Origin of the sequence: Microbacterium sp. Root166 (assembly GCF_001427145.1) — a bacterium.
GTDB lineage: Bacteria > Actinomycetota > Actinomycetes > Actinomycetales > Microbacteriaceae > Microbacterium.
Genome location: NZ_LMGL01000003.1, coordinates 327,858 through 352,393, shown reverse-complemented (window position 1 = coordinate 352,393; position 24,536 = coordinate 327,858). Strand labels below are relative to the sequence as shown.

Here is a 24,536-nt window from a genome sequence, read left to right as displayed (position 1 = left end):
GAACCCCGCCGAGCCCGCGCCACGCGAGAATGGTGCCGTGAGCGACTTCGACCCCCGCGCGTTCCTCCCCGACGACCTGCTCGAGCGCATCCGCGAGCGGGCGCCGATCCACGATCGCGACAACACCTTTCCCGACGCCGATCTGGCGGAGCTGCGGGAGGCCGGCTACCTGGCGATGCTCGTGCCGCGCGAGCTGGGCGGCGGCGGGCTCGGGCTGGCCGCGGCATCCGCTCTCCAGCAGCGTCTTGCGGGAGCCGCTCCCGCCACCGCGCTCGCCGTGAACATGCACCTGGTGTGGACCGGGGTCGCGAAGGTGCTCGCGGACCGCGGGATCGACGACCTCCGCTTCGTGCAGGAGGGCGCCGCCTCGGGCGAGGTCTTCGCGTTCGGGATCAGTGAGGCGGGCAACGACCTGGTGCTCTTCGGGAGCGGAACGGATGCCGCGCCCCAGCCCGACGGCGGCTACGCGTTCACCGGCACGAAGATCTTCACCTCGCTCGCCCCGGTGTGGACGCAGCTGGGCCTCCACGGCCTCGACACCGTCTCGCCCGACGGCCCGAAGATGGTCTACGCGTTCGTGTCCCGGTCGGAAGAGGCCGAGGGCCGCGTGGTCACCGCCGACGACTGGGACACCCTCGGCATGCGCGGCACCCAGTCGCGGACCACGCGGCTGCGCGGAGCCGTCGCTCCCGCCGAGCGCGTCGCGCGCCGAATCGATCCCGGCCCGAACCCCGACCCGCTCGTGTTCGGCATCTTCAGCGTCTTCGAGATCCTCCTGGCCTCTGTGTACACGGGCATCGCCCGGCGCGCGCTGAGTCTCGCGGTGGAGGCGGCCGGCGCCCGCACCTCCAAGCGCACGGGCAAGCCCTACGCCCAGGACCCCGACATCCGCCGCCGCATCGCCGACATGGCCGTCGCGTACGACGCGCTGCCCCCTCAGCTCGCGGCGCTGGCGCGCGACGTCGATGAGCTCGCCGACCATGGTCCGCGCTGGTTCTCGCTGCTCGCGGGGCTCAAGCACCGTGCGGTGACGGCCGCGAAGGAGATCGTCGACGAGGCCGTGCTCGTGGCCGGCGGGTCGTCGTACTTCTCGTCGCACGAGCTCGGCCGCCTCTACCGCGACGTGCTGGCGGGGCTGTTCCACCCGAGCGACCCCGAGTCCGCCCGATCCACCGTCGCGACGGCCTGGCTCGGCCCGCTCGAGGACTGACGCATGCGAGGATGACGACATGGCGCGCACTCCCACGGCCCTGCTGAGTCCGGCGGACCAGGAGCGCCGTCGCGGGCTGCGGGTCATGAAGGGCGTGGCGCTCGGCGCCCTCATCTTCATGGCGATCCTGTTCGCGTTCTCCTTCGCCTTCCAGCAGCAGATCCCCGCGCTCGCGTACGTGCGGGCGTTCGCGGAAGGCGGCATGGTCGGCGCGCTCGCCGACTGGTTCGCGGTCACCGCACTGTTCCGGCATCCGCTCGGGATCCCCATTCCTCACACCGCGATCATCCCCCACCGCAAGGACGAGATCGGCAGCACCCTCGGCGAATTCGTCGAGACCGAGTTCCTGCGCAGCGACGTCGTGCGCACCAAGCTCGAGGCGACCGCGATCTCGGCGAAGCTCGGCGACTGGCTGCGCGACCCGGTGCATGCCGAACGGGTCTCGGCCGAGGCATCCGTCATGGCCGCCGGAGTCCTGCAGGCACTGAGCGACGACGACGTGCAGAGCATCATCGAGGACCTCGCGCGCGAGCACCTCATCGCGCCCGAGTGGGGGCCGCCGCTGGGCGCGTGGCTCGGGAAGATCGTCGAGTCCGGCGCCCACCACGGCGCCGTCGACATGGCGGTCGAGAGCATCGGGCTGTGGCTCGCCGCCAACCAGACCGCGTTCACGGGCCTGGTCTCGCGCCGCCTGCCGTCGTGGGTGCCGTCGATCGCGCACCGCCTGGTCGACGACACCGTCTACAACGAGGCCGTGAAGTTCGTCGCCGCGGTGCGGGCCGATCCGCAGCATCCGGCCCGGATCGCCGTCGACGGCTACCTCGACCGCCTCGCCGACAACCTGCAGCACGACCCCGCGACCATCGGCCGGGTCGAGGACGCCAAGTCGACGATGTTCGACAGCCCGCGCGTGCGGGAGCTCGCCGCGCAGGCCTGGAACACCGCCAAGTCCGGGCTGCTCGCCTCGCTCGCCGACCCCGAGAGCGGGCTGCGCCGGCGTGCCGCAGTGGCACTCGCCGAGATCGGCGAACGACTGACGACGGATGCCGCGCTCCAGCGCCGCGTGGACTCGTGGGTCGTCGACGCCGCCGTCTTCCTCGTGGACCGCTACCGGCACGACATCGCCTCGATCATCACCGACACCGTCGAGCGCTGGGATCCCGCCGAGACGACCGAGAAGATCGAGCTCATGGTCGGGCGTGACCTGCAGTACATCCGGCTCAACGGCACGATCGTCGGCGCCCTCGCCGGACTCGTGATCTACTCGATCGCGCATGCGCTGCTGGGATGAACACCGGCGGGGTCGTCACCGCTAGCCTGAACCCGTGGCCGACGATGTGAGTCAGACCGAGCTCCCCGACCAGCTGCTCTTCAGCTACGGGACGCTCCAGCACCCCGACGTGCAGCTCGACACGTTCGGGCGCCTGGTCGAGGCCGAGGACGACGTGCTGCCCGGATATACCGTCGACTACGCCGAGATCGAGGATCACCGCGTCGTCGACCTCTCGGGTCAGTCGGTGCACCCGATCGTCCGGCCGACCGGCAGCGCGCGCGACAAGGTCGTCGGCAAGGCCCTGCGGGTGAGCGAGGCCGAGCTCGAGGCGGCCGACGAGTACGAGGTCTCGCTGTACCGGCGCGCTGCGGTCGTGCTCGCGAGCGGTCGCACCGCGTGGGTCTACGTCTCGGTCTGACTCGCGAGTAGCGTCGGAGGCGTGACCCTCCCGCATGATCCGCTCTGGCCCCGAGCCGGCGCCTGGCCCGCACCCGCCGACAAGAGCGGATGGGATGCCGTGGTCCTGGGAGTCCCCGCCTGGCGGACGTCCCTCTCCCCCACCGGCGCCCACGCCACACCGGCCGCGGTTCGCGAGGCGCTGCGGCGCTTCAGCCCCGCGCTCATCGGCCCGCCCCCGGTCGATCTGTCGGAGATGCTGCGGATCGCCGACGCCGGCGACATCGCATCGCCCGACGGCCCCGAGGGCGAGGCATCCGTCCGCGCCGCCGTCCGCGAGCTGAGCGCCACCGCCGGTCTCGTGATCGCCCTCGGCGGCGACAACTCGGCGACGTACGCCGTGGCGCAGGGTGCGGGGGCGACCGGGCTCATCACGATCGACGCCCACTTCGATCTGCGCGACGGCGTCTCCAACGGGTCGCCGGTGCGGCGGCTCGTCGAGGACGGGCTGGATCCGCGGCGCATCGTGCAGCTGGGCATCGCCGACTTCGCGAACTCCACGGCGTACGCGCGGCGCGCGGCCGACATCGGGATCACGGTCATCACGCTCGACGAGGTGCGGCGCCGCGGCGCAGCCGACGTCGTGGCACAGGCGCTCGAGATCGCCGGGGCGGGCGAGGGTCCTGTGCACCTCGACATCGATGTGGACGTGTGCGACCGGTCGGTGGCGCCGGGATGCCCGGCCTCCGTGCCCGGTGGACTCGCGGCCTGGGAGCTGCGCGCGCTCGTGCGGGCCGCGGCATCCGATCCGCGCCTGCGCAGCGCCGACATCGTCGAGGTGGACGCCACCGCCGACGCCCCGGACGGGCGGACGGTGCGCCTCGCCGCGCTGTGCGTGCTGGAGCTCCTCGCCGGTAAGGCGGTCGCGGCGTGATCCGCCTCGCGCTCGTGCGCCACGCGAAGTCGGACTGGGGCGACCCGGCACTCGACGACCACGACCGGCCGCTCAACGACCGCGGCCTGCGGGATGCTCCGCGCATGGCGGCCGCGCTGGCCGAGACCGGGTTCCGGCCCGAGGCGATCCTCTCGAGCACCGCGCTGCGCGCGCGGACCACGGCGGGCTTCTTCGCCGACGCGCTGGGCGCGCCGCTCGAGCTTCACGAGCGGCTGTACGGGGCGGGTCCGTCGACGCTGCTGAGCACGGCGGCCGCGAGCGGTCTGCTGTCGGTCATGGTCGTGGCGCACGACCCGGGCATGAGCGACCTCGCCGGGCAGCTCTCGGGCGATGGCATCTCGCACATGCCGACGTGCGCCGTGGCGACGTTCACGTGGAGCACCGACGACTGGGACGTCGCGACCGCCGTCGACCCGGACGACTGGACCTGGGACACGCCGCGCTGACGGTGCCTGTGCTCAGCGCAGGCGCACGCCGTCTTTGAAGACTTCACCGATGAGCGGGACGCCCGGCCGGTAGGCGAGGTGCACGCGCGTCGGCGCATCGAGCAGTACGAGGTCGGCGCGGGCGCCGGGCGCGATGACGCCGACGTCCTCGCGGCGCAGTGCACGGGCTCCCCCGGCGGTCGCGGCCCAGACGGCCTCGGCCGGGGTCATCCCCATCTCGCGCACGGCGAGGGCGATCATGAGGGGCATCGAACTGGTGAAGCTCGAGCCGGGGTTGCAGTCGCTCGCGATCGCGAGGGTCACGCCGGCGTCGAGCAGCCGGCGGGCGTCGGGATACGGCTGCCGGGTCGAGAACTCGACGCCCGGTAGCAGCGTCGCCACGGTGTCCGAACCGGCGAGCGCGGCGACGTCCGCGTCGTCGAGATAGGTGCAGTGATCGACGGATGCCGCACCCGCCGCGACCGCGATCCGCACGCCCTCGCCGGGGCCGAGCTGGTTGCCGTGCACGCGCGGCAGCAGTCCTCGGGCCGTTCCGGCGGCCAGGATCCGCTCGCTCTCCGCCGGGGTGAAGGCGCCGCGCTCGCAGAACACGTCGACCCACCGCGCGTGCGGGGCGACGGCGTCGAGCATCTCGCCGATCACGAGCTCGACGTAGGCGTCGCGGCGGTCGGAGTATTCGGCGGGGACGACGTGCGCGCCGAGGAAGGTGACCTCGGGTGTCACCTCCGCGGCGAGCCGGGCCAGGCGGGACTCGTCGTGCACGGTCAGCCCGTACCCGGTCTTGATCTCGAAGGTCGTCGTGCCCTGCGCGTGGAGTTCGGCCACGAAACCGGTCAGCCGGGCGCTCAGCTCGTCGTCGCTCGCGGCGCGCGTGGCCGCGACCGTGCGCCGTATGCCTCCGGCGGCATAGGGCGTGCCGGTCATGCGCGCCTCGAACTCGTCCGCGCGGTCGCCGCCGAACACGAGGTGCGTGTGGCTGTCGACGAATCCCGGGATCATCGCCCGATGGTCTGCATCGATGACTTCGATCGCCCCTGCATCGCTCGAGAATTGGTCGGGCGTCTGCGACTCGGTGCGACGCGCTGATTCTCGGACGCCGGACCGATTCTCGGCGATTCCTTGCGCCTCGGCCGCAGGCCCGACCCAGGCGATGCGACCGTCTTGGACGAGCACGGCCGCGTCGGTCAGCGTGCCGAACCGGTCGGCGCCGCGCTCGACGTTGGTCGTCAGCTCGCCGATGTCCGTGATCAGGGTCGAGGTCATCGCGCTGTCCCTCAGCGGTCCAGCATGGGGACGTTGAGGCCGCGCTCGCGGGCGACCTCCTTCGCCCGGTCGTAGCCGGCGTCGACGTGACGCATGACGCCCGTGCCGGGATCGTTGGTCAGCACGCGCGCGAGCTTCTCCGCGGCCAGCGGCGTGCCGTCGGCGACGGTCACCTGCCCGGCGTGGATGCTGCGGCCGATGCCGACGCCACCCCCGTGGTGGATCGACACCCACGACGCGCCGCTCGACGTGTTCAGCAGCGCGTTGAGCAGCGGCCAGTCGGCGATCGCGTCGGAGCCGTCCGCCATGGCCTCGGTCTCGCGGTAGGGGCTGGCGACCGAGCCGGAGTCGAGGTGGTCGCGGCCGATCACGATGGGACCGGCCAGCTCGCCCGAGGCCACCATCTCGTTGAACTTGAGGCCCGCGAGGTGCCTCTCCTGGTACCCGAGCCAGCAGATGCGCGCGGGAAGGCCCTCGAAGTGGACGGTCTCACCGGCCTTCTCGAGCCAGCGGACGAGCCCGGCGTTGTCGGGGAACAGCTCCATCACGGCGCGGTCGGTCTTCACGATGTCCTCGGGATCGCCCGACAGCGCGACCCAGCGGAAGGGGCCGCGGCCCTCGGCGAACTGCGGCCGGATGTAGGCGGGCACGAAGCCGGGGAACGCGAACGCTCGCTCGAACCCGCCGAGCTCGGCCTCGCGCCGAATGGAGTTGCCGTAGTCGAAGACCTCGGCCCCGGCATCCTGGAATCCGACCATCGCCGCCACGTGCGCGGCCATGCTCTCGCGCGCCCGGGTCGTGAAGCCCTCGGCGTCGCTCTCGGCCTCGGTCTTCCAGTCCCCGAAGGCGACGCCTGCCGGCAGGTACGCGAGCGGGTCGTGCGCGCTGGTCTGGTCGGTGACGATGTCGATCGGGATGCCGCGGCTCAGCAGCTCCGGGAAGACCTCGGCCGCGTTGCCGACGACGCCGACGCTGCGGGCCTCGCCGGCCGTCTTCGCCGCGAGCACTCGGGCGACGGCGTCGTCGAGGTCGGTCGTGTACTCGTCGAGGTAGCCGTGCTCGACCCGGCGCGCGAGGCGCGACTCGTCGACGTCGACGATCAGCACCGCGCCGCCGTTGAGCGTGACCGCGAGCGGCTGCGCGCCGCCCATGCCGCCGCAGCCGGCGGTGAGAGTGAGCGTGCCGGTGAGGTCGTCGCGGCCCAGCTCGCGAGCGACAGCGGCGAAGGTCTCGTAGGTGCCCTGGAGGATGCCCTGCGTGCCGATGTAGATCCATGATCCGGCCGTCATCTGGCCGTACATGGTGAGGCCGAGCGCCTCGAGCTTGCGGAACTCGGGCCACGTCGCCCAGTCCCCGACGAGGTTGGAGTTGGCGATGAGCACGCGCGGCGCCCACTCGTGCGTGCGGAAGACCCCGACGGGCTTGCCCGACTGCACCAGCAGCGTCTCGTCGGGCTCGAGCTCGTCGAGGGTGCGCACGATGGCGTCGTACGCCTCCCAGCTGCGGGCCGCCTTGCCGGTGCCGCCGTAGACCACGAGGTCCTCGGGGTGCTCGGCGACCTCAGGGTCGAGGTTGTTCATCAGCATGCGCTTCGCGGCCTCGGCGCCCCAGCTCTTGGCGGTGCGCTCATTGCCGCGCGCGGCCCGGACGGTGCGGGCCCCGGCCACGGGGGCGTCGATCGTGTCGGTCATGGGTCGATTCCACACCGTGCGGCCCAGCGCGACAACGCTTCCCGGCGGTGCGCTGTCTGGCATAGCAGACAGGGTGGAGTGGGTTGCCCGGCCCGGCGTCGGCTGGTGCAATGGGGGCATGGCCGGCATGGACGCCCGAGCGGACCGCGAGCGCGGCGCGCGGTTGCGCGCGGTGCTGCGCGAGGCGCCGGTGCCGTCGGAGCGGCTGCGCGACGAGCGGCTGATCGACGAGATCCCCGAGCACGCGGCGCTCGCCCGCACCGAGCAGGATCCGGGGTGGCACCCCGAGGGTGACGTGCTCGTGCACTCGCTGTGGGCGGCCGACCTCGCCGCGCGGCACGCCGACGAGGTCGGTGCGTCCGCCGATCACCGCGAGCTGCTCGTGCTCGCGTCGCTGTGGCACGACATCGGCAAGCCCGACACGACGCGGCGGCGCAACGGCCGCATCACGTCGTACGGCCACGCCGAGCGCGGGGCCGAGATCGCAGGGTCGCTGGGCCGACGCCTCGGGCTGCCCGACCCGCTGGTGCGTGCGGCATCCGCCATCATCTCGACCCACATGGCGCACGTCTCGGTCAAGGGCGAGCCGAGCGGCAAGGCGGTGCGGCGGCTGGACGAGCGGCTGCGCGCGGCCGGCACCTCGCTCGAGGACTGGGCCGTCGTCGTGCGGTGCGACGGTGACGCGCGAGGGTCAGCCGCGCGCCCCGACGCCTCGGTGCCGTGGCTGCGCATCGCGCAGCGGCTCCCGGGCTGAACTGCTCGCGCGCGCATCAGAGGAGATCTGCACAGCAGAGGACGATTCGCGGCGAAACGTCCTCTGCAGCGTCGATCTCCTCGCTAACGCCGGGGCAGGCGCGCAGACGGGAGAGTTCAGGCCCCGAGAGCCGCCCGCGCGACAGCGCCGGACGCCACGAGCTCCGTGACGGCCTCCATGTCGGGCGAGAGGAACCGGTCCGGCCCGGGGCCTCGCGCGACGGTGCGCACGAGGTCGCGCACCGCGCCGGTCGCGGGGCCGGGCTGCAGGGGCGCGCGCAGGTCGAGCGCCCGGGCGCCGGTGAGCACCTCGATCGCGAGCACGCGGGCGAGCCCGTCGATGCCGCGGCGGAGCTTGCGGGCGGCCGCCCACCCCATCGAGACGTGGTCCTCCTGCATCGCGGACGAGGGGATCGAGTCGACGGATGCCGGAACCGCCAGGCGCTTGAGCTCGGACACGATCCCCGCGGCGGCGTACTGCGCGATCATGAGGCCGGAGTCCACGCCGACCTCGTGGGCGAGGAACGGCGGCAGGCCGTTGCTGCGGGCCTTGTCGAGCGCCCGGTCGGTGCGGCGCTCCGAGATCGAGGCGACGTCCGCGACCGCGATCGCGAGGAAGTCGAGGACGTACGCGACGGGGGCGCCGTGGAAGTTGCCGTTGGACTCGACCCGTCCGTCGTCGGTGATGACCGGGTTGTCGACGGCGGCGGACAGCTCGCGGAACGCGATGGTGCGGGCATGGTCCACGGTGTCGCGCGCGGCGCCGTGCACCTGCGGCGAGCACCGCAGCGAGTAGGCGTCCTGCACCCTCGTGCATACTGCTGGATCGCGGTGCGACGCGACGATCGGCGAGTCCGCGAGCACCGCGCGCAGGTTGGCGGCCGAGACGGCCTGTCCGACCTGGGGACGCAGCGCCTGGAGGTCGGCGGCGAAGACCGCGTCGGTGCCCAGCTGCGACTCGACCGACATGGCGGCGGCGATGTCGGCCGTGTCGAGCAGCATCGACAGGTCGTGCAGCGCGAGCAGCAGCATCCCGAGCATGCCGTCCGTGCCGTTGATGAGGGCGAGCCCCTCCTTCTCGCGCAGCACGAGCGGGGTGACGGATGCCGCGGTCAGCGCGTCCGCCGCGTCGACCTCGTCGCCTCCGGCGTCGCGCACGCGTCCCTCCCCCATCGCGGCGAGCGCGACGTGGGAGAGCGGGGCGAGGTCGCCCGAGCAGCCGAGCGAGCCGTACTCCCGCACGATCGGGGTGATGCCGGCGTTGAGCATGCCGGCGTAGGTCTCGACGACCACGGGGCGGACGCCGGTGTGACCGGTGGCGAGCGTCTGCAGCCGCAGCAGCTGGAGCGCGCGCACCACCTCGCGCTCGACCTCGGGTCCGGTGCCGGCGGCGTGGGAGCGGATGAGGCTCGCCTGCAGCTGCAGCCGGCGCTCAGGTGCGATGAAGGTGGTCGCGAGAGCGCCGAAGCCGGTCGAGATGCCGTAGTGCGGGTCGGGGTCGTCGGCGAGGCCTTCGACGAGCGCGCGGGTCGCGGCGACACGGGCGAGGGCCTCCGGCGCGACCTTCACGGTCGCTCCGTGGCGCGCGACGGCGACGACGTCCTCAGGGCGCAAGGGGGAAAGCCCCACGGTGACGGTGGTCATGGGTCGATTCCACACCGCGGGACTGGCGCCGGACAGCCGGCGGTGGGATCCTGTGTCTGTCATGCCAGACACACCGCGGACCCGACCGCAGGTTCCGGCAGCGGATCAGACGCTGCGGATCCTGTCGTTCCTCGCGCACCAGCGGGGCCCGGTGGCCGCGAGCACCATCGCCACGACCCTCGGCATCGCCCGGTCGAGCGTCTACCACCTGCTCGACGCGCTCGAGGCGCACGGCTTCGTCATTCACCTGACCGCCGAGCGGCGCTGGGGGCTCGGGACGGCGGCTTTCGAGCTCGCGGGAGGGTTCTCTCGCCAGCAGCCCCTCGCGCGCCTGGGGCGCCCGCTCGTCGCCGCGCTGGCCGACCGCGCCGGTGAGAGCGCCCACCTGGCCGTGATGACCGGACGCGACGTGCTCTACATCGTCGAGGAGCGCGCCCCGCGACGCCCGGCCCTGGTGACCGACGTCGGCGTGCGACTGCCGGCGCACCTCACGGCGACCGGGCGCGCGATGCTCGCCGTGCTGCCGCGCGAGCAGGTGCGGGCGCTGTATCCGGATGCCTCGGCCTTCGCCGATCGCACCGGCCGGGGTCCGTCCGGGCCGTCCGAACTGCGGGAGGTGCTGCGCGAGGTGCGCGCCCGCGGCTACGCGACCGAGGACGGCGAGGTCACCCTCGGCCTGCGCTCGGTCGGCGTCGCGGTGCGGGACCATGCCGGCTGGCCCGCCGCCGCGATCGCGCTGACCTGGCCGACGGACGCCGACCGAGACGCGGAGTCGCTGGCGGCGCTGATCCGGGATGCCGCGACCGAACTCGAGCGGAGGATCGGTCGTACGTAAGGGGTCAGTCGACCTTCATGACCGTGCCGCCGGTGAGCGCCACGAGCTCGTCGAAGGTCAGCGGGAACACCGTGTGGGGCGTGCCGCCGGCCGCCCAGATCTCGGCGAAGGCCGCGAGGTCTTCATCGACGACGGTGACGAGCGGCGCAGGATGCCCGGTGGGCGCGACGCCGCCGATGGCCTGGCCGGTGGCCTCCCGCACCTGATCCACGGTCGCGCGCGCGATGCGCTCGCGTCCGAGCCTCTCGGCGAGCGCCGCGGTGTCGACGCGGTGGGCTCCGCTCGTCATGACGAGCAGCGGCGCGCCGTCCGACCAGAAGACCAGGCTGTTGGCGATCGCACCGACCTCGATGCCGAGGGCGGCGGCGGCGAGCGCGGCGGTGGAGGCGGCATCCGGAAGCACCACGATCTCGCCGGTGATCCCGGCGGCGCGCAGCGCGTCGTGGACGAGGCGGCTGCGGGCGGGCAGTTCAGCCACGGGCGATCACCTCGGCGTGCGGCATGAGCAGCCAGCCGTCCGGCGACGCCGCCCACTCCCGCCAGCCGGCGGCGATGCGCTCCAGCGCGGCGCGATCCGCGAACCCGAGCGAGACGGCGTGCTCGGCGAACTGCGAGGAGGTGGCCCGGACGGCCCATGACCCGCCCCACCATTCGCGATCGGCATCGTCCTCGAACAGCCAGGTCGACACCGACGACGTCACGTCGGTGAAGCCGGCCTCGCGCGCCCATGCCTTCAGCCGGCGGCCCGCGGCCGGCTCACCGCTCACGGCGCGGTGCACGCGCAGGTAGAGGTCGCGCCACTCGTCGAGCGCCGGCACGAGCGGGTACCAGATGACCCCTTCGTAATCGACGTCGCGGGCCGCCACGACGCCGTCCGGACGCACGACCCGTCGGAACTCCCGCAGCGCGTCTACGGGGCGCTCGAGGTGCTGCAGCACCTGGTGGGCGTGCACGACGTCGACGCTGTCGTCAGCCTGGGCCAGCGCGTACGCGTCGCCGACCTCGAACGCGAGGTTGTCCAGGCCGCGCTCGTCCGCGTAGCCCCGGGCCTTCTCGATGATCTCGGCCGAGGCATCCATTCCCGTCACCCGGCCCGGCGCGACCAGCTCGGCGAGATCCGCCGTGATCGTGCCCGGTCCCGCCCCGACGTCGAGAACGCGCTGACCCGAGCGGAGAAGCGGAAGCAGATACGCCGCCGAGTTCTCGGCGGTGCGCCACTCGTGCGAGCGCAGCACGCTCTCGTGATGACCGTGGGTATAGGGAGTCGCCATCACGTGAGCCTATCGCCGCCCCCCTGCCACTGCGCACTGTGCTGAGCGGGCGGTGCTCCACCTCTGCCCGTCATGGCACTCTGCGTCACCGCGAGCGGGGCGGTTGAACACTTCGCGCGGCAATGGTGCAATGGAGACGGATGCCGCAACGCCGTGGCGTCCGCAGCGCACTGCCCACAAGGCCCGCCGAAGGAAGAACGCGATGACGCACACCCTGCCCCTGCCCGATTTCACGCACGAGCGCGTGGAGGTGATCACGGGTCGGCGCAGCGGACTGTTCATCACCGTCGCGCTGCACTCCTCCGTTCTCGGCTCTGCTCTCGGCGGTGCGCGACTGTGGACGTACCCGCACTGGAGCGACGCCCTCGGCGACGCCCTGCGCCTGTCCGCGGCGATGACGCTGAAGAACGCGGCCGCGGGGCTGGATGCCGGCGGCGGCAAGTCCGTCATCGCCCTGCCCCCGGGCACGGTGCTCGACGCCGAGCGTCGCCGGGCCGCCTTCCTCGACCTCGGCGACGCCGTCGAGTCGCTGCACGGTCTCTACCGCACCGCCGAGGACGTGGGCTCGACGACCGAGGACATGCTCGTCGTCAGCGAGCGCACCGAGCACGTCGTCGGCCTCCCCGACGCCGTGGGCGGCTCGGGCGAGCCCGCCGGCCCCACGAGCCTGGGCGTGTACGAGTCGCTGCGCGCGACCCTCGAGCGCATCGGCGGCGGCGCGGATGTCGCCGGCCGTCGCATCACCGTGTCCGGCCTCGGCCAGGTCGGCAGCCGCCTTGCCGTGCGCCTCGCGGCCGAGGGCGCCGTCCTCACCGTCACCGACGTGAACCCCGCCAAGCGCGACCTCGCCGACGAGCTCGGTGCCGCGTGGGCGCAGCCCGGCGAGGAGCACCTCGTCGCGTCCGACGTGTTCGTGCCGGCCGGCATCGGCGGGCTCCTGACCGACGAGGTCATCGACGCGCTCGACGCCAAGGCCGTGTGCGGTCCCGCGAACAACCCGCTGGCCGATCGCACCGGCGCCGAGCGCTTGGCCGCGCGCGGCATCCTGTACGCACCCGACTTCGTCGTCAACGCCGGCGGTGTCATCTACCTCGACCTCGAGGCGAAGAAGATCGGCACGCGCACCGAGATCATGGACCGCGTCGCCCACATCGGCGACACCGTGCGCCGCGTCTTCGACGAGGCCGAGACGCGGGGCATCACCCCGCTCGAGGCCGCCGAGGCCCTCGCGGCCGAGCGGCTGTCGGCCGGCGAGCGCGGGCACGCCCTCACGCACTGAGCCGAGGACCCCGGATAGGGTGACGCCATGTCCGGGGTCTGGCTCGCCGCGCTGAGCGGTCTCATCGGCGGCGGCGCCCTGCTCGTCGGGTCCGCCGTCGCGTGGTTCGTCGACATCCCCACGCGGGTGGTGGCGGCGATCATGGCGCTCGGCGCGGGCGTGCTGATCTCGACGCTCGCGTTCGAGCTCGTCGAGGAGGCGGCCGAGGACGGTGGCCTCATTCCCACGACCGTCGGCTTCCTGGCCGGATCGATCCTGTACATCGTCGCGGACCGGCTAGTCACGCGGCCGCGGCGTCCGGCCCGGCAGCCCGCACCCGCCGGGCCGAACATCGTCGCGCGCCGCGTGAGCACCGGAGCGGGAGCCGCTGCGGGCGGCGGCGGTCTCGTGATCGCGATCGGGGCGCTGATCGACGGCATCCCGGAGTCGATCGTGATGGGCCTGTCGGTGCTGCAGGTCGGCGGCCTCAGCGTGCCGATCGTCGCGGCCATCGCGATCAGCAACATCCCCGAGGGCCTGGCGTCCACCGCGGAGCTCAAACGCGGAGGCACCTCGGGAGCGAAGGTCGCCGTGCTGTGGTCCTCGATCGCCGCGATCACGGTCGTCGCGTCGGTCGTCGGCTTCCTCGCCTTCCAGGCGGCGCCCGTCGGCCTCATCGCGGTGATCACCACGATCGCCGCGGGCGGGCTGCTCGCGATGGTCTGCAACACGATGATCCCCGAGGCCTTCGCCGAGCAGCGGGCCCTGACCGGCCTGTACGCGACGATCGGCTTCCTCGTGGCCTTCCTGCTGCACGAACTCGCCTGAGCGCCTTTCACCCGTCGAAACCGCACGAACACACCGAGATTCCGGCCGAAACGGTGCATTCGTGCGTTCTCGGCGAAGGATGCCGGCCGCTACGCGCGCGCCACGGGCACCTGAAGCTCGGTCACCCATTCGGACTGCGGCAGGTCGTCGTCCGCCTCGAGGTAGACCTCGCGACAGGGCCCCACCATGCGGTAGCCGTCCTCGATGAGCCCGTCCATGAGGCGGGCGTACGAGTCGCCGATGCTCGGCATGTCGCCGCGGTGAGTGACCACCGCAGCGAGCTCCACCGCGGGCAGTTCGACGACCTCGTAGCCGTCGCCCGCCTGCGGCACGGGGTCCGCGGTGAACGACACGTGCACCCCGAGCTCATCTGAGCCCTCGAGGTCGTCGTACCAGAAGATGCCGGGCTCCCGCGGGTCGCGTCCGGCCCTCTCGATCGCGCCGATCAGGCGCGGGAGGAGCTGGTCGATCACGGGCGTCACATTCTCGGGACCAGCGCCCGGTGCGCGACCCTCGATCGCGTAGACGGTGACGGGCAGCAGGGGGCGGTATTCGATGGGCGCGGACATGGTGTCTCCTTCGATGACGTGGAGCCGTTCGTCGATGCGGGCGACGCGGGCGCGGTCAGCGGCGACGGATGCCTCGAGCTCGGCGCGACGGCGGAGCAGCAGGTCGCGAAGCGCCCCGTGCTCGTCGTCGGCGCCGAGAACGACGGCGATCTCATCCAGCCCGCAGCCGAGCTGTCGCAGCTCGACGATGCGGAGCAGATCGCGCAGCTGCTCGGTGCGGTAGTACCGGTAGCCGCTGCGGTCATCGACCCGGGCGGGCTCCAGGAGCCCGATCGCGTCGTAGTGGCGCAGCATCCGCACGCTCACCCGCCCGTAGGCGGCGAACTCTCCGATGGTGTACATGATGGAGACCACGTTCGACCCTGACACAGCGTGAGGGTCAACCGGAAGACGGATCCGGCCGGGACTATGCCGGGGTCGACCAGACCTGGTCCGCGCCCGGCTCCTCGCCGGCGTCGACGGTCAGCCCGTGCAGGGTCTCGAGCGCGGCGTGCGCCTCGTCGATCCGGCCTTCGACAGCGAGCTCGCGGATGCGCACCGAGGGACGGTGCAGCAGCACGCCGGCGAGGTGGCGCAGCGCCGCCTCGGTCTCGTCTCCGGCTCCGCGGGCACGCGCCCGGGCGATCTCGGCCTCGACGATCCCCAGCACCTCGCCCCGCAGCGCGGTGATGGCGGGGCCGGCGGCACGGTCGGCGGTGAACTCGGCCGCGGCGTCGCCGACGAGGGTGCGGGCGTCCGAGTGGGCGCTGAACTCCTCGAGCGGAGCGTGCAGGCGGATCGTCTCGAGATCGAGCAGCTCGACGCCGTCGACGCGGCCCACGGCGGGGTCGACGTTCCGGGGCAGCCCGAGGTCGATGACCAGCACGCGGTGACCCGGCGTGAAGGCGTCGGCGTGCACGACGGCGTCGGCCGTGCACGTGATGACGATGTCGGCGGCGGCCGCGGCATCCGTGAAATCCGTCTCCGGCACGAGCCCGTGCTTCGCCGCGAACGCGGTGGCCCGGCCCGACGGCGAGAACACCCGCACGTCGGCGGCACCGCGGGCGCGCACGGCGTCGACGGTGGTGGCGGCGTAGCGGCCGGTGCCCACGATCACGACGCGGGAGGCCGACCAGTCGGCGACACGGCTCGAGGCCAGTTCGAGGGCGAAGCGGACGAGCGAGCGGTGCGAGCCGCCCAGGCGCGTGGCGCTGCGCACGCCGCGGCTGGTGTGCGTGGCCTTCTGGAACAGGCGCTCGAGCTCACTGCTGGTGGTGCCGTCGGTGCGGGCGGAATCCAGTGCGCGACGCACCTGGCCGGAGATCTCGTCCTCACCCACGACCATCGACTCGAGGCCGCTGGTCACGGCGAACAGGTGGGCGGCAGCGGCCGCTCCGGAATGCACGGTGACGGACGTGCGCAGGCTCTCGACCGGGATATCGGATGCCTCGGCCATCGCCTCGACGACCGACTCGACCGCGACGGCCTCGCCGCCGGTGAGCGGCTCGTCGATGTCCAGATAGGCCTCGAACCGGTTGCAGGTGGCGAGCACGACGGCGCCGGCCACGAACAGCTCATCGTCCACCAGGGCGCGCGTCGCCGCGGGCGCCCCCACCGAGAGGCGCTCCAGGATGTCGAGGCTCGCGTTCCGATGGTTCGCGGTGAGACAGAGAAGCACGACTCTAATGTTAACGTGTGCCGCTGCATGACTCTCACCCGCTCGTCGTCCGCCGAAATGACCCGCCCGCGCTGATCCGCGCGTATCGGGGTGATCGGCCTGAGACGGCGCCGATCTGGTTCATGCGCCAGGCGGGGCGTTCGCTGCCGGAGTACCGCGAGCTACGAGTCGGCACCGACATGCTCGACGCCTGCCTGAATCCCGAGCTCGCCAGCGAGATCACGCTGCAGCCGGTGCGCCGGCACGGCGTGGATGCGGGCATCTTCTTCAGCGACATCGTCATCCCGGTCCGGCTCGCCGGGGTCGACGTGCGCATCGTCGCCGGGCGCGGCCCCGTGCTCGAGAACCCGGTGCGGTCGGCCGCCGATGTCGCGGCGCTCCCCCCGCTCGACCCCGAGGCGCTCGCGCCGATCCGCGAGGCCGTCGCGATGACGGTCGCGCAGCTGGGCGCCACGCCGCTCATCGGGTTCGCCGGGGCTCCGTACACGCTGGCGTCGTACCTCGTCGAGGGCGGCCCGTCGAAGGAGCAGCTGCGCACCCGTGCGCTCATGCACTCCGACCCCGAGACGTGGGCCGCGCTGCTGTCGTGGTGCGCCGACATCACCGGGGCCTTCCTCGAGGCGCAGCTCGAGGCCGGAGCCTCGGCCGGCCAGCTCTTCGACTCGTGGGCGGGCTCGCTGAGCCTGTCGGACTACACGAACCACGTCGCGCCGCACTCGGCACGGGCCCTCGAGCCCGCCAAGGCGCTCCGCGTGCCGCTCGTGCACTTCGGCGTCGGCACCGGCGAACTGCTCGCCGCGATGCACGGCGTCGGCGTGGACGTCATGGGCGTCGACTGGCGCATCCCGCTCGACGAGGCATCCCGTCGCCTCGGCGCCGACGTGCCGCTGCAGGGCAACATCGACCCCGCGCTCCTCGCCGCGCCGTGGCCGGTGCTCGAGGCGCACATCCGCGACGTCCTCGAGCGCGGTCGTGCCGCGAAGGCCCACGTCGTCAACCTCGGCCACGGCGTCCCGCCCGAGACCGACCCGACGGTGCTCACGCGCGTGGTGGAGTTCGTCCACTCCCATGGCTGACTTCTCCGTCGTCGGAGGCGGCGTCGCCGGGCTCGTCACGGCCCGGCGCCTGGCCCTCTCCGGCGCGGATGTCGTGCTCTTCGAGGCCTCCGACCGGCTCGGCGGCACTGTCGCCCGTCACGAGGTGGCGGGCATCGGATTGGATGCCGGAGCCGAGAGCTTCGCCGTGCGCGGCGGCGTGGTCGCCACGCTGCTCGCCGAGCTCGGCCTGGGCGACGACATCGTCGAGCCGCGTCCGGGTCCGGCCTGGCTGCAGCCCGCGATCGGGCCCGCCGTGCCCCTGCCCGCGACGGCCGTGCTCGGCATCCCCGCTGACCCGCTCGCCGCCGACGTCGTGCGCGTCATCGGCGCGGAGGCCGCGGACCGCGCGGTCGGGCTCGACTCCCTGCCCCTGGATCCCATCGCGGCCGACGCGACGCTCGGGCCCCTGGTGCGCGCGCGCTTCGGTGCCGCTGTGCTCGACCTCCTGGTTGCCCCCGTCGTGCACGGGGTGCACTCGATCCATCCCGACGAGCTGCCGCTGCAGCGCGCGCATCCGGCGCTGGCCGCCGCCCTCGCCGAGACGGGGTCGCTCGCCGGTGCTGTCGCGCGGCTGCGGGCGACGTCGCCTCCCGGATCGGCCGTCGCCGGCATCCGGGGCGGCGTGAACCGCATCGTGCCCGCGCTCGCTGCCGATCTCGAGCGCACCGGCGGCGGCATCCGCCTCGGCACGCGCGTCGACGACCCGACGGCACTGAGCGGGACCGTCGTGCTCGCGGCGCCCGGCCTGGCGTCGCCCGGCGGGGAGGGCCGGCGGATCGACCTCGTCACGCTCGTCGTGGCACAGGACGAATTGGATGCCGCCCCCCGCGGCAGCGGCCTGCTCGTCGCCGCGGGCGCCCCGGTCGCCGCCAGGGCGCTGACCCACGCGACGGCGAAGTGGGCGTGGCTGCGCGAGGCCGCCGGCGGACTCCACGTGCTGCGGCTGTCGTACGACGTCACGCCCGCCGAGCCCTTCGCGACGGCCCGGGCCGACGCCGAGACGCTGCTCGGGGTGTCGCTGCCCGTGGTCGTCGATCAGGCGCAGGTGACGTGGACCCGCCCCGCTCCCGCAGTGCTCCCCGCGCAGACCGATGTGAGCGTCGTCGGCGAGACCGTCGCCGGCTCGGGCCTGGCCGGCATCGTCGCGCATGCCGAGCGCACCGCCGCGGAACTCCTCGCCCGCTAGCGGGGTGAAAGAATAGAGGCCATGAGCGATTCCTCGGCTGTCCCCACGTCCGGCAGCGAGACGCTCGGCTACACGCTGTGGGCCGTGTTCCGTCGCGACCAGCACAATCCGTCCCCCGCGGGCGACCTGACCGCCGCCGTGGCGGAGGTCGAGGCATCCGGAATCACCGTCCGCGGGTTCTACGACGTCTCCGGCCTGCGTGCCGACGCCGACCTCATGATCTGGCTGCACGGCACGGGCGTCGCCCCCGAGGTGCTGCAGGCGGCACTGCGCACGCTGCGCCGGGCCGCTCCGCTGGCTCCGCTCGTGCCGGTGTGGAACGCGATGGGCGTGCACCGCGACGCCGAGTTCACCGCGAACCATCTGCCCGCGTTCATGCGCGGCAAGGAGCCCGAGGCGTGGCTGACGGTGTACCCGTTCGTGCGGTCGTACGAGTGGTACATCCTCCCCGACGACGAGCGGCGGGCGATGCTCGCCGACCACGGTCGCAAGGGCGCCGAGTACCGCCAAGTGCTCGCCAACACCGTCGCGTCGTTCGCGCTCGGCGACTACGAGTGGATCCTCGCGCTCGAGGCTCCCGAGCTCGTCGATCTCGTCGACCTGATGCGGCACCTGCGTCAGACCGAGGCCCGCCGCCACGTGCGCGAAGAGGTGCCGTTCTACACCGGGCGTCGCATCTCGCTCGACGAGGTCGCCGAGGTGCTCGCATGACCGTGCTGCGTATCGGCACGCGGGGCAGCGCGCTCGCGCTGACCCAGACCGGCATGGTCGCAGATGACCTGTCCGCGGCGTACGGCGTGACCACCGAACTCGTGACCATCTCGACCGAGGGCGACCGCTCGAACGAGCCGCTCTCGCGCGCCGGCGGCACCGGCCTCTTCACCGGAGCCCTCCGCGATGCCCTCGTCGAGGGCCGCTGCGACGTCGTGGTGCACTCGCTCAAGGACCTCCCGACCGCGCCCCACGACCAGCTCGTGGTCGCCGCGATCCCGGCGCGCGAAGACCCTCGCGACGCTCTGTGCGCGCGCGACGGCCTGACCCTCGAGAGCCTCCCCGCCGGCGCTCGGGTCGGCACGGGCTCGCCGCGCCGCATGGCGCAGCTGCGGCGGAAGCGCCCCGACATCGAGGTCGTCGACATCCGCGGCAACGTCGACACCCGCCTGGGTCGCGTCGGCGCCGGAGACCTGGATGCCGTCATCCTCGCCGCCGCCGGGCTCAGCCGTCTGGGCCGCAGCGACGTCGTCACCGAGTTCCTCGACGCCGACCGCTGGCCGACCGCGCCGGGCCAGGGTGCGCTCGCGGTCGAGGTGCGCCGCGGTGACGAGCACCTCGTCGCGAAGCTCGACCACGCCGAGACCCGCGCCGCCGTCGAAGCCGAGCGCGAAGTCCTCGCGCTCCTCGAGGCCGGGTGCTCCGCTCCCCTGGGTGCGCGTGCCGTCGTCGACGCCGGGCTGCTCCTCCTGTCGGCGAGCGTCTACAGCCTCGACGGCACGACCGTCCTCACGTCCTCGCACGGCGCCGTCTGGCCCGACAGCGGCGACGTCTCGCGCGACGTCGCAGAAGGCGTCGCCCGTGAGCTGCTCGACGCCGGCGCGGCCGGCCTGACCGGAGCCCGCCCATGACCTCCACTGCCGGCCCGATCCGTCCGCGCCGCCTGCGCGCCACCCCGGCGATGCGCCGCCTCGTCAGCGAGACGCGCCTGCACCCCGCCGACCTGATCCTCCCGGTGTTCGTGCGCGAGGGCGCCTCCGAGCCGGTGCCGATCTCGTCGATGCCGGGCGTCGTGCAGCACACCACCGAATCGCTCAAGCGTGCGGTGGCGGATGCCGCGGCCGCCGGCATCGGCGGCCTCATGCTCTTCGGCGTGCCCGAGCACAAGGACGCCGAGGGCTCCGGCGCGACCGATCCCGACGGCATCCTGAACGTCGCGACGCGCATCGCGGTCGCCGAGGCCGGCGACGCGCTGGTCGTGCAGACCGACCTGTGCCTGGACGAGTTCACCGATCACGGCCACTGCGGCGTGCTCGACTCCCGCGGCCGCGTCGACAACGATGCCTCGCTCATCCGCTACCGCGACATGGCGATCGCGCAGGCCGAGGCGGGCTCGCACCTGCTCGGACTCAGCGGCATGATGGACGGCCAGGTCGCCGCCGTGCGCGACGCCCTCGACGGCGCCGGCCACGACGGCGTGCCGCTGCTCGGCTACGCCGCGAAGTACGCGTCGGCGTTCTACGGTCCGTTCCGCGAGGCCGTGCAGTCCTCGCTCGAGGGCGACCGCCGCAGCTACCAGCTCGACCCCGCCAACCGCCGCGAGGGCCTGCGCGAGATCGAGCTCGACGTCGCCGAGGGCGCCGACATCGTCATGGTCAAGCCCGCGATGAGCTATCTCGACGTGCTGGCCGATGCCGCGGCATCCAGTCCCGTCCCCGTCTGGGCGTACCAGGTCTCGGGCGAGTACGCGATGATCGAGGCCGCCGCCGCCAACGGCTGGATCGACCGCCGTCGCGCGATCGAGGAGTCGGTGGTCGGCATCCGCCGCGCCGGCGCCGATGCCGTGCTGACCTACTGGGCTGTCGAACTGGCGGGATGGATCCGATGACGCACACGACGCATACGACCAACGCCGACGAGTTCGCGCGCGCCCGCGCCGCCATGCCGGGCGGGGTCAACTCCCCTGTGCGGGCGTTCGGCTCGGTCGGCACGACGCCCCGGTTCTTCGTCTCGGCCTCGGGCCCTCGGGTCACCGACGTCGAGGGGCGCGAGTACGTCGACCTCGTCGGATCCTGGGGTCCCGCGATCCTCGGGCACGCGCACCCCGCGGTCGTGAAGGCGGTTCAGGATGCCGCGGCCCACGGCCTCGGCTTCGGCGCGAGCACCCCCGGCGAGACCGAACTCGCCGAGCTCATCGAGGCACGAGTCGTCCGCGACGGTGTGACGCCGATCGAGCGCGTGCGCCTGGTGTCCACCGGCACCGAGGCCACGATGACCGCGATCCGCCTCGCGCGCGGCGCGACCGGCCGCGACCTCATCGTGAAGTTCGCCGGGCACTACCACGGGCACTCCGACGGGCTGCTGGCCGAGGCCGGCTCGGGCGTCGCGACGCTCGCGATGCCGGGCTCCGCGGGCGTTCCGGCGCCGATCGCCGCGCAGACGCTCGTGCTGCCCTACAACGACCTCGACGCCGTGCGCGAGGTGTTCGCCGTGCGCGGGCACGAGATCGCCGCCATCATCGTCGAGGCCGCCCCTGCCAACATGGGCATCGTGCCTCCGGCGCACGGCTTCAACGCCGGCATCGCCGAGATCGCCCACGCGCATGGCGCGCTGCTCATCCTCGACGAGGTGCTCACCGGCTTCCGCGTCGGCGCGGCCGGCTGGTACGGCATCGATCCGGTGCCCTTCTCCCCCGACCTGATCACGTTCGGCAAGGTCGTCGGCGGCGGGCTTCCGCTGGCCGCCCTCGGCGGATCCGCTGCGCTCATGGAGCTGCTCGCCCCGCTCGGGCCGGTGTACCAGGCCGGCACGCTGAGCGGCAATCCGCTCGCCGTCGCCGCCGGGCGCGCGACCCTGGACAACCTCGACGCGGACGCCTACGCCCGCATCGACGCGGCTGCTTCGCAGATTGCGGATGCCGCAGCATCCGCCCTCTCGGACGCCGGTGTCGCGCACGTCGTGCAGCGCTCGGGCAACCTGTTCTCGATCCAGTTCACCGACACCGAGCCGTACGACTACGCGACGGTAAAGGCGCAGGAGGCGTTCCGGTATCCGCCGTTCTTCCGGGCGATGCTCGACCAGGGCGTCTCGCTGCCGCCGTCGGTGTTCGAGGCGTGGTTCGTCTCTGCCTCGCACGACGACGCGGCCGTCGGGCAGATCATCGACGCCCTCCCGGCCGCAGCGCGCGCCGCCGCGGACGCCACCCCCGCCTGACCTCAGCCCCCGCGCGCTCCACAGGAGAACCGGCCTTCCACAGGAACTTCGGCTCCCGAACCTCCTGCGGAAGCCCGATTGTCCTGTTGAAGGGCCGCCCGATCGACCCCGCGGGCACAATAAGCGTGTGACCAGACTTCGCGCTGTCCATGGAGACATCACGACCCAGGCGACCGACGCGATCGTCAACGCCGCGAACCGGGCGATGCGCGGCGGTGGTGGCGTCGACGGGGCGATACATCGCGCCGGAGGTCCGGAGATCCTGCAGGACTGCATCGCGCGGTTCCCGCACGGACTGGCCACCGGCGACGCCGGCTGGACGACCGGCGGGCGCCTGCCCGCGAGGTGGGTGATCCACACGGTGGGGCCGAACTACGGCGCGGGAGAGCGCGATCGCACGCTGCTGCAGTCCTGCTACCGGCGCTCGCTCGAGGTCGCCGACGAGCTCGGCGCACGCAGCATCGCGTTCCCGCTGATCAGCGCCGGCGTCTATGCGTGGCCGCGCGCGGAGGCGATCGCCATTGCGATCGACACCATCGCCGCGAGCAGCACCCGCGCCGAAGAGATCCGGCTCGTCGCGTTCGACGAGAACACGTACGAGGAGATCACGGCCGCCCTGTAGATGCGAAGAACCCCCGACAAGTCGGGGGTTTCTTGCGTTTGGTGGACCTGAGGGGATTTGTCCCCACCGCCCCTCCACACACCGCTTCGCGGCGCGCGGAGCCTCGGCGGCGTGGGCCCACCCAGGGGTTCAAATACTCCGACACATAAACGCAAGAAAACCCCCGGACAAGCCGGGGGTTTCTTGTGTTGGTGGACCTGAGGGGATTTGAACCCCTGACCTCCTCGATGCGAACGAGGCGCGCTACCAACTGCGCCACAGGCCCGTAAACCTCAGCCAGATTATCACGGTCCGAGGGGCGCTCTTTGAGATGCCCTCCCACGCTTCCGGCCGCCAGTTGCCAGTTGGTGCGGCTTCGCACGGGTCTTAGCCGCCGGGACTGGCAACTGGTGCCAGGACCGACCGCGGGGCACGCCGGGAGAGGATAGACGCATGAGCTCCACCGCCCTTCCACGTGTGTCGGCCGTCCGCAATGTGCGTCTCGACGAGGTCGGCGGCGATGCGCTGCACGACGTCGCGATCGACGAGGCGGGCGTCATCACGGCGCTGGGCGCGGCATCCGGTGCTCCGATCGCCGAAGGCGAGGTGGATGGGCGCGGACACCTGGCCCTGCCCGGAATCGTCAACACCCACGCGCACGTCGACAAGTCCTGGATCGGGCACCCCTGGCAGTCGTACGGCGGCGAGGGCGGCACCGACGGTCGCATCCGGCACGAACGCGCGCGACGCGACGAGCTCGGCATCCCGAGTCTCGACATCACGCGTCGCGTGCTCGCCGAGTTCGTCCGCTTCGGCACGACGGCGCTGCGCACACACGTGGACGTCGATCTCGGACTCGGGCTGCGCGGCATCGAGGTCGTGCGCGAGGCGGTCGCCGAGTACGACGGCGCGATCACGGCCGAGATCGTGGCGTTCCCGCAGGACGGCGTGCTCCGCCGCCCCGGCGTGCTCGAGCTGCTCCGCAAGGCCGCCGAGTCGGGCGTCGAGCACATCGGCGGACTCGACCCCGCCGGCATCGACCGCGACCCGGTCGGCCAGCTCGACGCGATCTTCGCCGTCGCCGCCGCGACGGGCGCCGGCATCGACATCCACCTGCACGACGCGGCCGAATTGGGCGCGTTCCAGTTCGACCTGATCCTCGACCGCACCGAGGCGCTCGGACTGATCGGCAAGGTCAACGTCGCGCACGGGTTCGCCCTCGCGCAGGTCGATGCCGCGCGTCGGCGCGACCTGCTGCAGCGGATGGCGGGGCTCGGCGTCACCATGACGACCGTGGCGCCGCTGCGCCTGCCCCAGCTGCCCCTCCATGAGCTCGACGCCGCCGGGGTGCGATTCGGGTTCGGGACCGACGGCATCCGCGACCTGTGGAGCCCCTACGGCACCGGCGACACACTCGGCATCGCGTGGCAGTACGCGCGTTCGTCGAGCCTGGTCCGCGACGCCGACCTGCGCCGCGTCGTCGAGCTCGCCACGTCGGCCGGTGCGCCCTTCGCAGGACTCGAGCCGGCCGGTCTGGCCGTGGGCGGCCGCGCCGACCTCGTGCTCATCGACGCTGAGAACGCCATGGACGCGCTCGTGCGCACTCCCCCGCGCGAGCTCGTGGTCGGCGGCGGACGAGTCCTGTACGCGGCCTGACCCCGGCCTGGACCTCACGTCGG

Annotated in this window: 24 protein-coding genes and 1 tRNA gene; 17 read left to right on the top strand and 8 right to left on the bottom strand. The window is 72.9% G+C overall.

Going from position 1 to position 24,536, the window contains the following annotated elements:
• Positions 1-37: 37 nt before the first annotated feature.
• Genes ASD56_RS13425 through ASD56_RS13405 form a run of 5 tightly spaced genes read left to right on the top strand, consistent with a single transcriptional unit; the run spans position 38 to position 4,280 of the window.
• Positions 38-1,210, top strand: a complete 1,173-nt coding sequence (locus ASD56_RS13425) for an acyl-CoA dehydrogenase family protein (RefSeq protein ID WP_055966628.1) — start codon at positions 38-40, stop codon at positions 1,208-1,210.
• A gap of 19 nt (positions 1,211-1,229) precedes the next feature.
• Positions 1,230-2,501, top strand: a complete 1,272-nt coding sequence (locus ASD56_RS13420) for a DUF445 domain-containing protein (RefSeq protein ID WP_055966625.1) — start codon at positions 1,230-1,232, stop codon at positions 2,499-2,501.
• 34 nt (positions 2,502-2,535) lie between these two features.
• On the top strand, positions 2,536-2,901 hold the full coding sequence (locus ASD56_RS13415) for a gamma-glutamylcyclotransferase family protein (protein WP_235565716.1): 366 nt from the start codon (positions 2,536-2,538) through the stop codon (positions 2,899-2,901).
• A gap of 21 nt (positions 2,902-2,922) precedes the next feature.
• Positions 2,923-3,813, top strand: coding sequence for an agmatinase family protein (locus ASD56_RS13410; RefSeq protein WP_055966623.1), 891 nt, complete (start codon positions 2,923-2,925; stop codon positions 3,811-3,813).
• The gene (locus ASD56_RS13405) at positions 3,810-4,280 is read left to right on the top strand and encodes a SixA phosphatase family protein (protein ID WP_055966620.1); all 471 of its coding nucleotides are present in this window, start codon (positions 3,810-3,812) and stop codon (positions 4,278-4,280) included. The genes ASD56_RS13410 and ASD56_RS13405 overlap by 4 nt, the downstream gene beginning before the upstream one ends.
• Positions 4,281-4,292: 12 nt before the next feature.
• Here ASD56_RS13405 and hutI read toward each other — a convergent pair whose 3' ends face one another.
• Complete coding sequence (gene hutI, locus ASD56_RS13400) at positions 4,293-5,543, bottom strand: imidazolonepropionase (RefSeq protein WP_055966616.1); 1,251 nt, start codon at positions 5,541-5,543, stop codon at positions 4,293-4,295.
• An 11-nt stretch (positions 5,544-5,554) separates the two neighbouring features.
• Positions 5,555-7,234, bottom strand: coding sequence for a urocanate hydratase (gene hutU, locus ASD56_RS13395; protein ID WP_055966613.1), 1,680 nt, complete (start codon positions 7,232-7,234; stop codon positions 5,555-5,557).
• Between the two features lie 73 nt (positions 7,235-7,307).
• Between hutU and ASD56_RS13390 the strand changes: the two genes are divergently transcribed.
• Positions 7,308-7,988 (top strand): HDIG domain-containing metalloprotein, encoded by a 681-nt coding sequence (locus ASD56_RS13390; protein WP_235565713.1) that lies wholly within the window; start codon positions 7,308-7,310, stop codon positions 7,986-7,988.
• A gap of 116 nt (positions 7,989-8,104) precedes the next feature.
• On the opposite strand, the gene hutH is transcribed toward ASD56_RS13390, so the two are convergent.
• Positions 8,105-9,631, bottom strand: coding sequence for a histidine ammonia-lyase (gene hutH, locus ASD56_RS13385; protein WP_055966606.1), 1,527 nt, complete (start codon positions 9,629-9,631; stop codon positions 8,105-8,107).
• A gap of 61 nt (positions 9,632-9,692) precedes the next feature.
• Here hutH and ASD56_RS13380 point away from each other — a divergent pair, with 61 nt between their 5' ends.
• Positions 9,693-10,466 carry an IclR family transcriptional regulator gene (locus tag ASD56_RS13380; RefSeq protein ID WP_055966604.1) on the top strand — a complete coding sequence of 258 codons (774 nt, stop codon included), beginning with the start codon at positions 9,693-9,695 and terminating at the stop codon, positions 10,464-10,466.
• A 4-nt stretch (positions 10,467-10,470) separates the two neighbouring features.
• Here the strand turns inward: ASD56_RS13380 and ASD56_RS13375 are convergent, their stop codons facing one another.
• Both ASD56_RS13375 and ASD56_RS13370 read right to left on the bottom strand, forming a co-directional pair.
• On the bottom strand, positions 10,471-10,944 hold the full coding sequence (locus ASD56_RS13375; RefSeq protein ID WP_055966601.1) for a YbaK/EbsC family protein: 474 nt from the start codon (positions 10,942-10,944) through the stop codon (positions 10,471-10,473).
• Positions 10,937-11,737, bottom strand: a complete 801-nt coding sequence (locus tag ASD56_RS13370) for a class I SAM-dependent methyltransferase (protein WP_055966598.1) — start codon at positions 11,735-11,737, stop codon at positions 10,937-10,939. Before ASD56_RS13370 ends, ASD56_RS13375 begins: the two co-directional genes overlap by 8 nt.
• 202 nt (positions 11,738-11,939) lie before the next feature.
• Between ASD56_RS13370 and ASD56_RS13365 the strand changes: the two genes are divergently transcribed.
• A complete protein-coding gene (locus ASD56_RS13365) occupies positions 11,940-13,016 on the top strand; it encodes a Glu/Leu/Phe/Val dehydrogenase family protein (protein WP_055966594.1) in 1,077 nt (358 codons plus the stop codon).
• A 27-nt stretch (positions 13,017-13,043) separates the two neighbouring features.
• Positions 13,044-13,823: a ZIP family metal transporter gene (locus tag ASD56_RS13360; protein ID WP_055966592.1), complete on the top strand. Its 780-nt coding sequence runs from the start codon at positions 13,044-13,046 to the stop codon at positions 13,821-13,823.
• An 89-nt stretch (positions 13,824-13,912) separates the two neighbouring features.
• On the opposite strand, the gene ASD56_RS13355 is transcribed toward ASD56_RS13360, so the two are convergent.
• The gene (locus tag ASD56_RS13355) at positions 13,913-14,746 is read right to left on the bottom strand and encodes a MerR family transcriptional regulator (RefSeq protein WP_235565712.1); all 834 of its coding nucleotides are present in this window, start codon (positions 14,744-14,746) and stop codon (positions 13,913-13,915) included.
• A 52-nt stretch (positions 14,747-14,798) separates the two neighbouring features.
• Complete coding sequence (locus tag ASD56_RS13350) at positions 14,799-16,049, bottom strand: glutamyl-tRNA reductase (RefSeq protein WP_055966588.1); 1,251 nt, start codon at positions 16,047-16,049, stop codon at positions 14,799-14,801.
• A gap of 17 nt (positions 16,050-16,066) precedes the next feature.
• Here ASD56_RS13350 and hemE point away from each other — a divergent pair, with 17 nt between their 5' ends.
• From hemE to ASD56_RS13315, 7 genes are all read left to right on the top strand, one after another.
• Positions 16,067-17,125, top strand: coding sequence for a uroporphyrinogen decarboxylase (gene hemE / locus ASD56_RS13345; protein ID WP_055966585.1), 1,059 nt, complete (start codon positions 16,067-16,069; stop codon positions 17,123-17,125).
• Positions 17,118-18,332: a protoporphyrinogen/coproporphyrinogen oxidase gene (locus ASD56_RS13340; RefSeq protein ID WP_055966581.1), complete on the top strand. Its 1,215-nt coding sequence runs from the start codon at positions 17,118-17,120 to the stop codon at positions 18,330-18,332. The genes hemE and ASD56_RS13340 overlap by 8 nt, the downstream gene beginning before the upstream one ends.
• Positions 18,333-18,353: 21 nt before the next feature.
• Positions 18,354-19,043, top strand: a complete 690-nt coding sequence (hemQ, locus tag ASD56_RS13335; RefSeq protein ID WP_055966578.1) for a hydrogen peroxide-dependent heme synthase — start codon at positions 18,354-18,356, stop codon at positions 19,041-19,043.
• The gene (hemC, locus tag ASD56_RS13330) at positions 19,040-19,954 is read left to right on the top strand and encodes a hydroxymethylbilane synthase (RefSeq protein ID WP_055966575.1); all 915 of its coding nucleotides are present in this window, start codon (positions 19,040-19,042) and stop codon (positions 19,952-19,954) included. The genes hemQ and hemC overlap by 4 nt, the downstream gene beginning before the upstream one ends.
• On the top strand, positions 19,951-20,931 hold the full coding sequence (gene hemB, locus ASD56_RS13325) for a porphobilinogen synthase (protein ID WP_082541471.1): 981 nt from the start codon (positions 19,951-19,953) through the stop codon (positions 20,929-20,931). The genes hemC and hemB overlap by 4 nt, the downstream gene beginning before the upstream one ends.
• The gene (gene hemL / locus ASD56_RS13320; protein WP_055967212.1) at positions 20,928-22,256 is read left to right on the top strand and encodes a glutamate-1-semialdehyde 2,1-aminomutase; all 1,329 of its coding nucleotides are present in this window, start codon (positions 20,928-20,930) and stop codon (positions 22,254-22,256) included. The genes hemB and hemL overlap by 4 nt, the downstream gene beginning before the upstream one ends.
• Before the next feature lie 127 nt (positions 22,257-22,383).
• Positions 22,384-22,878, top strand: a complete 495-nt coding sequence (locus ASD56_RS13315; RefSeq protein WP_055966573.1) for an O-acetyl-ADP-ribose deacetylase — start codon at positions 22,384-22,386, stop codon at positions 22,876-22,878.
• 189 nt (positions 22,879-23,067) lie between these two features.
• Here ASD56_RS13315 and ASD56_RS13310 read toward each other — a convergent pair.
• Positions 23,068-23,143 (bottom strand) — tRNA-Ala (locus ASD56_RS13310).
• Between the two features lie 167 nt (positions 23,144-23,310).
• Between ASD56_RS13310 and ASD56_RS13305 the strand changes: the two genes are divergently transcribed.
• Positions 23,311-24,513 carry an amidohydrolase family protein gene (locus ASD56_RS13305; protein WP_055966570.1) on the top strand — a complete coding sequence of 401 codons (1,203 nt, stop codon included), beginning with the start codon at positions 23,311-23,313 and terminating at the stop codon, positions 24,511-24,513.
• Positions 24,514-24,536 lie beyond the last annotated feature (23 nt).